The sequence below is a fragment of the Polaromonas sp. P1_F6 genome (genome assembly GCF_056405695.1).
The window spans coordinates 21,800-28,210 of record NZ_JBFUBQ010000016.1 but is presented as its reverse complement, the minus strand read 5'-3'; the positions used below and the strand labels follow the sequence as shown (position 1 = coordinate 28,210).

General features: G+C 58.1%; 9 protein-coding genes and 1 pseudogene. 5 read left to right on the top strand and 5 right to left on the bottom strand.

Features of this window, described 5'->3' with window-relative positions; all coding sequences use genetic code 11:
* The first annotated feature begins 277 nt into the window (after window positions 1-277).
* The 3 genes and pseudogenes from AC1DY9_RS23300 to AC1DY9_RS23290 all read left to right on the top strand — a co-directional run.
* Window positions 278-712: a hypothetical protein gene (locus AC1DY9_RS23300; protein WP_477667795.1), complete on the top strand. Its 435-nt coding sequence runs from the start codon at window positions 278-280 to the stop codon at window positions 710-712.
* A gap of 109 nt (window positions 713-821) precedes the next feature.
* Entirely contained in the window at window positions 822-1,031 is a 210-nt protein-coding gene (locus AC1DY9_RS23295) for a hypothetical protein (RefSeq protein ID WP_477667794.1), read from the top strand.
* A 37-nt stretch (window positions 1,032-1,068) separates the two neighbouring features.
* A pseudogene (locus tag AC1DY9_RS23290) lies at window positions 1,069-1,833 on the top strand (efflux RND transporter permease subunit); the annotation flags it as partial.
* A gap of 81 nt (window positions 1,834-1,914) precedes the next feature.
* Here AC1DY9_RS23290 and AC1DY9_RS23285 read toward each other — a convergent pair.
* The 4 genes from AC1DY9_RS23285 to AC1DY9_RS23270 form a co-directional block, all read right to left on the bottom strand.
* Entirely contained in the window at window positions 1,915-2,415 is a 501-nt protein-coding gene (locus AC1DY9_RS23285; protein ID WP_477667793.1) for a GFA family protein, read from the bottom strand.
* Between the two features lie 85 nt (window positions 2,416-2,500).
* Entirely contained in the window at window positions 2,501-2,791 is a 291-nt protein-coding gene (locus AC1DY9_RS23280; RefSeq protein WP_477667792.1) for a TfoX/Sxy family protein, read from the bottom strand.
* Window positions 2,792-2,938: 147 nt separating this feature from the next.
* A complete protein-coding gene (locus tag AC1DY9_RS23275; protein WP_477667791.1) occupies window positions 2,939-3,580 on the bottom strand; it encodes a DUF1109 domain-containing protein in 642 nt (213 codons plus the stop codon).
* Complete coding sequence (locus AC1DY9_RS23270) at window positions 3,577-4,146, bottom strand: sigma-70 family RNA polymerase sigma factor (protein WP_477667790.1); 570 nt, start codon at window positions 4,144-4,146, stop codon at window positions 3,577-3,579. The genes AC1DY9_RS23275 and AC1DY9_RS23270 overlap by 4 nt, the downstream gene beginning before the upstream one ends.
* A 265-nt stretch (window positions 4,147-4,411) precedes the next feature.
* Between AC1DY9_RS23270 and AC1DY9_RS23265 the strand changes: the two genes are divergently transcribed.
* Both AC1DY9_RS23265 and AC1DY9_RS23260 read left to right on the top strand, forming a co-directional pair.
* Complete coding sequence (locus AC1DY9_RS23265; RefSeq protein WP_477667789.1) at window positions 4,412-4,804, top strand: thioredoxin family protein; 393 nt, start codon at window positions 4,412-4,414, stop codon at window positions 4,802-4,804.
* Window positions 4,805-4,837: 33 nt separating this feature from the next.
* Complete coding sequence (locus AC1DY9_RS23260) at window positions 4,838-5,566, top strand: cytochrome c biogenesis CcdA family protein (protein WP_477667788.1); 729 nt, start codon at window positions 4,838-4,840, stop codon at window positions 5,564-5,566.
* Window positions 5,567-5,620: 54 nt separating this feature from the next.
* Here the strand turns inward: AC1DY9_RS23260 and AC1DY9_RS23255 are convergent, their stop codons facing one another.
* Window positions 5,621-6,382 (bottom strand): helix-turn-helix transcriptional regulator, encoded by a 762-nt coding sequence (locus AC1DY9_RS23255; RefSeq protein ID WP_477667787.1) that lies wholly within the window; start codon window positions 6,380-6,382, stop codon window positions 5,621-5,623.
* Between the last annotated feature and the right edge of the window lie 29 nt (window positions 6,383-6,411).

The window sequence follows — 6,411 nt, the reverse complement described above, 5'->3', positions numbered from 1 at the left end:
GCTGGCACCGCCCCGAGTGATACACCCAAGTCATCGTGTGGCTTGGCCAATCACGCTCTCCCTGATTCCGTTTTGTTGTTCTCGCCAAGCCTTGTGCCTGGTGTTACCTAGAGTTTAAATTTGAAGCGGCGAAATGTAAGAACTGTTACTTGGGAGAGCTCTCAAGTGTTGGTTTTTGAGCCAAGACCGTGGCGAATCATTAGAGGGCTATCTAAATCAAACATTGCGGCTGCCACGCGCACGAGTTCTAGACTAGACCATGAGTAAAAATAAATCCATGAACTCAGCTGATGTGTTGAATCGCTTACGAAACGAGGCCTCGTTGCCGCCAGTAATCTGCATCGCTAGCGCACGAGTTCATGAATGCCAAAGTTTTTTTGTGCACGGCTACCGCGACAAATTCTCAGATCTCACGGAATTTGTCGCTTCCTCGTTAAGACCAATAGCACGAGAACTCGACGATGAAAACGCCGAAATACGAAGCCTGAGTGTTATTCCCCTAACAGCAGAACCATGGCAAGTCGCATACGACTTCACCCTGACACCTGAAAACATGCTGTGCTTTCCGACAGCTGAAGTACTGGGCTTTGAGCCACCGCGCGACCTGCAGAAACGATTCTTCCTTCAACCAAACCTGATGGCAGAAGAAGAATGCTTTGTTTGCGAAAACTGCAACGAGTTTGTTCTGCTTTATTGGTATACAACAGGTTGAGGTGATATCGCTATAAATCAGCCATGCACAATCACCGGAGCCCAAGGAGTCCGGCAAATCTTTGCCCGGATCAAGTCCGCACCGTCAACGAGAAAAAGAAGTCCAGCATGTGGAAGTGATCGTCATGAAAGCGATCTTCCATAGCGGCCAGGTTCTCGATCGGAATCCACTCCGCCGCCGCGGCGTCGTGTCGCCATCTTCCGTCGTCCAAACTCTGTTGCTGTCATCTGGAAGCAGCGCTTTACCAAGCAGCCCGGAGACTTCGTGGCAGAGCTGGTTCTTGTTCAACAAGAAGGCAATTATCTTGTTGACCACGTGATGGTGTTCTAGTGAGCGCCAACATATCGCTCGACACGGATATCCGCATCACCGACGGCCCGCCCATGCTGCGCAGCGAAAACGCACGCCTCTCAGGCTGGGTCTACGTGGACATCCGCGGTCGTGACTTGCGCTCCGCCGTCCAGGCCATGCAGAAAGCCGTTGCGGACAAGGGCATGCTGCCACCGGGCTACTCGGTCTCTTGGTCGGGTCAGTTCGAGTTCCTGGAACGCGCCACCGCCAAGCTCAAGGTGGTGGTGCCGTTCACGCTGTTGATCATCTTTGTGCTGCTGTACCTGACCTTCAAGCGCTTTGACGAGGCATTGTTGATCATGGCCACGCTGCCGTTTGCGCTGGTGGGCGGCATCTGGCTGCTCTACCTGTTGAGCTACAACCTGTCGGTAGCGGGTGCAGTGGGCTTCATTGCTCTGGCCGGGGTCTCTGCGGAGTTCGGCGTGATCATGCTGCTGTACCTTAAATCCGCCTGGAATGATCGGCTCGACCAAGGCAAAACCACTGCGGCCGACCTGCTGGATGCGATCCGGGAGGGAGCAGTACTGCGTGTGCGGCCCAAGGCAATGACGGTGGCGGTTATTTTGGCTGGCTTGTTTCCCATCATGTGGGGAACAGGCACGGGCTCCGAGGTCATGCAGCGGGTCCCCGCGCCCATGGTCGGCGGAATGATCACCGCTCCCTTGCTGTCCATGTTTGTGATTCCCGCCGTGTATCTGCTTATGCGAAGACCTCGCGAGGGTATGACCGCACGCAGGCCGTTCTGGGGAAGGCGCAGCTTCCCCGCTTGAACCTCGCATGGCTAGGTCAAAGAGCGATTTTCAAGTCCGCTGGCCGACGCTGGGTCACGTCGACGGTGATACTCAGAAGACTCAGCGCCGTGCAGCTTGATATGCTTCGATTTGCGGTAGAAGATCTTTCCGACGTGCAAGGGCTTCGGCAGACCAGACCGCATCGCGATCATAGTATTCAGCGAAGGCGGGCGTCTCTGAAGGAATAATCAGCCAAGGCTGCTTCGAGCCGGTGAAAATGTGGACCTCCGGAGGCATCATGTCTGGATCGTCGAGCGTCCCGACTCGGACGAACCTGGTCACCGGACCGGAGCCGGCATAGTGACTCCAGACCGCGACCCGGCACTTTGGGCATCTGGCGATTTTCTGGCCCGCGCCGCTCGCGGACGGAGTGTCAACCAACTCAGGCTCGCCACCAAGATGCACGACGCGATCGGCCTCGTACATCGCGTTAAGCGCGAACGCAGCGCCGGATTCGCGCTGGCACCAGCGGCAATGGCAGCAGTGGACGATCATCGGCGTGGTGGTCAGGCGATACCGGATGTAGCGGCAATCGCATCCGCCTTCGACAGGGTAGGTCATGCCGAATAATATGCGCAGTATTTGAACCGCTGCAACCCCCAGCCTCGTTGCGAATGCCCGACCGTCTGGCGGTCCCCTGCGGTCTCTATTCCCCGCGCTCGTATTCATCCAGGGCAAACAGCAAGCTGGTCCTGTGGTTGCGGGCGATATCCTGCCAACGCTTGCCCGTAAGGGCCCCTTCCAGCGCCCAGAGAAGATTCAAAGAGACGCGCTGGCCAGCACGCTTGGCTTTCGCGTAGGCAGCCACAGATCCGAGTGTTCGCAGGTCACCCAGCGTTTGTATGCCCGCAGTTTGCAGCATCTGAGCAGACTTGGGTCCAAGATTCGGCAGTAGTGAGCGATGTCGCGTCAGCCATGAAAAGTCATTCCCCTTCAAGCCAGCCCGGCCCGATCAACTCGGTAACGTCGTAGAGCCCGCTTCGAGCGAGTGTGGTCCCAGCCATTCTGTAGCTAGGACTTAGGATGGTTCCACGGATTGTTTTGCGCGAGAAGCCACTAAGAGATCTGGTTGGGCGACGTAAATCTACCAGCGCAGTACCCAACGGCCCAACGCAGCACCAGCAAGCGCTGGCACCAGCATGCCTATGACATACCAAACAGCAAGAAATGGTGCAGTGAATTCCACGCAGTGCAGCGCATAGATTGCGGCCCCCACGCCACCGGCCAGCGCACCGGCAGCAGCGCCGGCGAGTGTCTGCCGGGTAGGCGCCAGATCCCTAAGCGCCAGCAAGGTCGCTACAAAAACCGGCAAGGCCAAGAGGCCGATACTGAGCGCACAGGTGCGCCAGGACTGGCCCAGCAACGACGGCATGCGCTCCTCTATCGGCATTGCGAACCATGTCAAAGCGGCCATCGTCCAGACCAGGAACACGGGCCCCACCAAACCCATCCAAGCGCGCCGTACCTCGACGCCCGGTCGCGCCAGGCGCAGCACGGCGACAAAGGCCGAAACGGCAATGCACAGCGGGAACAACAGCTTGACCCAGAACATCGGTGATGAAATGACCAGCCTCAAGTCGTCGCGTAATCCGTAGCCTGCGAAGAAAATCGCCAAAGACACCGGCGCACCGATCAGCAGCGCCAGCCTGATGCGACGGCCGACAACGTTTTGCGGAACAGCAGTCGTCCCATTGGCAAGCATCGCCACAAAGTCGTCAGTTTTCATGTAGGGCTCCTGAATCTGGCCGCTAAGGCCTTGAGGCCGCGATGAATGCCGATCTTCACGGCTGACTCCGACATGCCAATCAGAATTGCCGTCTCCGCTACCGACAGGCCCTCTATTTTCACGTGGACAATAGGCAAGCGCTGGCGTTCCGGCAGGGTTTCAAGCAGACCAGCCAAGTCACGCCTGGCGTCGCCGGCTTCCGTGGTCGATTCGGCGAACACCGCCAGATCGTCGTCCAGCGGGTCATGCAGATCCTCCCGGATCGATTTGGCCCGCAGCAGATCGATCATTTTGTAGCGCGCGATCGCATGCACCCAGGCCGTCAGCGGCTGGTCGCTCTGGTAGGTGTGGCGCTGATTGTGCATTGCGAGCAGACATTCCTGGACAAGATCCTCCACCTCATCGGGCCAGCCGAAGAGGCGTTTACGTAAAAACGCGCGCAAATAGGTACTGAGCTTTTGGAGGAAGGCTCGGTAGGCGGCGATATCTCCATCGAGGCCGCGCATAAACAACTCATGCAGTACCTGCTCCGCATCGCTTTTCACCGCAACACTCCTTCTTGTCATTCGGTCTTCCGGCCTGTTTGGTTACAAAAGCGCAAAAAAAAACTTGTCCGATTGTGCCTTGCGCTGTAACCGCAGCGATGTGGGCTACGAAGTACCAAGTAACTACGCATTCGGCGTGGTTACCCGGACGTGACCGAGCATTGGGCGTTCTCTTAACAGATGCTCGCAAGGCGTCGGAATATTGCGCTATGCGCGGACTCTTGGCACTCAGGCCTACAACTGACTATTGAACCGATTCTTCAACTCCGTTAACAGGAAAAACACCATGAAATTCATCACTTTGTTTCGAGGCCTTTTTTGCGCGTCCCTGATGGCAGGATTCTCCGTTCTGTCGTTTGCGGGGGAGATTCCGTTCGATCAGAAAAAATTCGAGTCAGCCGTTGCGGCGGGCGAGCCTGTCATCGTGGACTTTTCCGCGAGTTGGTGTCCGACTTGCAAGGCGCAGAAACCGATTGTGGACGAGCTGCTGGGCCAACCAAGGTTCAAGAGCGTGACGCTGTTTTTGGCGGACTACGACAAAGAAGTCGCTTTGAAAAAACAATTGCGCGTCAACCAGCAAAGCACCTTCGTGGTTTTCAAGGCAGGCAAAGAAGTTACGCGTTCAACGGGGCAGACGGATAAAGAAGTGCTTGCGGCGATCTTTGCCAAAGCGCTTTGACGCCTTCATCATCCTGCAACCCAGTCCCATCACATGGACTTCGGCCTAGGAACGTTCGCGCTGGGTTATGGCGCCGGCATTCTCTCTACGCTCTCGCCATGCGTCCTGCCGCTTGTTCCGATTCTCGTGGCAGCGGCCATGGCGCAACACCGGTTCGGTCCACTGGCGCTAGCTGCGGGGCTGACCTTTTCTTTCACGACCATCGGCCTGTTTTTCGCCACCATCGGTCTATCGATTGGCTTGGATCAAGGTGTGGCTCGGCAAGTGGGCGCTGTGATACTGGTCATATTTGGGGCAACGCTGTTGTCGCCACAATTGCAAGCTCGTTTTACGTTGCTGACGTCCGGCCTCAGTACCGTCACAGGCGGCTGGCTCCAGCGATTCCAAGCCCAGGGCTGCGGCGCACAGTTCGTGATTGGTCTACTTCTTGGTCTGATGTGGACCCCCTGCGTCGGTCCGACGTTGGGAGCAACCACGGCGCTGGCCGCCCAGGGAACGCAGTTATCGCAGGTCATATTGCTCATGATCCTGTTCGGCCTGGGCGCGGGCACTCCTCTCGTAGTGCTCGGAAGTGTGTCACGCGAAGTTGTGCTACGCGTGCGGGGTCAATTGACGACTGGCGGAAAATACGGAAAATTTGCGCTTGGCTCCATCATGCTCCTGCTTGGATTGGCCGTCTTGGTTGGAGTGGACAAGAGCCTCGAGGCCTTTATGGTCGATGTCTCGCCGGCGTGGTTGACTAGGCTTACGACGCGTTACTGAACTGCACGGGGGCAAGAAAGGATTTCCCTTGCCTTGCTGCAGTCTTTCCCATCGCTAATTGTCGAAAACCGCTGCTGCAGGCGCGTGGCCGAAGGCCCGGCTGTAAGCACGGCTGAATGCCGCCGCACTGGCATAGCCGCTCCATGCGGCAACCACTTTGACGCGCGCACCTTGCTGCAGCCGGCGGCGGGCGAGCGTGAGTCGCCAAGCGGTGAGAAAAGTGCCCGGCGTCATGCCCAGCGTGCGGCGAAATGACAACATGAACTGGCTTCGTGAAAGCGCGCTGATTTCAGCCAGGTCTTCCATCCGCCAGGCACGCGCAGGTTGTTCCAGCAACGCGCCCACTGCATGCCTTAGCCGCGGGTCGGCCAGCCCTGCCAGCAAACCGGGCTGGGTCGCGCCCTGATCGATAGCGTGGCGCAACACCATCAGCACCAGCAACTCGCCCAGCCGTGCGAGCGCTGCGGGGCCCCCGCAACGCGGCACCTGCACCTCAGAGAGCAGTTGCCGCGCCAATGCCCAGATGGGCTCGGCTTCCTGCGTGTCGAGCGCGACTTCTGCCGGCAAAGAGCGAAGGAGCGGATTGGCGTCACCGCCGAATTTCACCACCGCCGCCATCAAGACCGTGCCCGCAGAGCGTGGACGCGACACGCCGGCGCTGCAAAAGACGATACGGCGCGCTCCCGCGATATCGCCTTTCAGCAGGAACAGGTGGGCGGCCTCACGCGTGCCGCCATCGCCCGCAGCCGGCTGCACCTGAAGGGGGAAGGCGGCAAGAAACGCGCTCAGGCGGTCGGTGCGGGTGGGTGAAGTCATAAGGTAGGACTTTAGATCATGTATTTCGG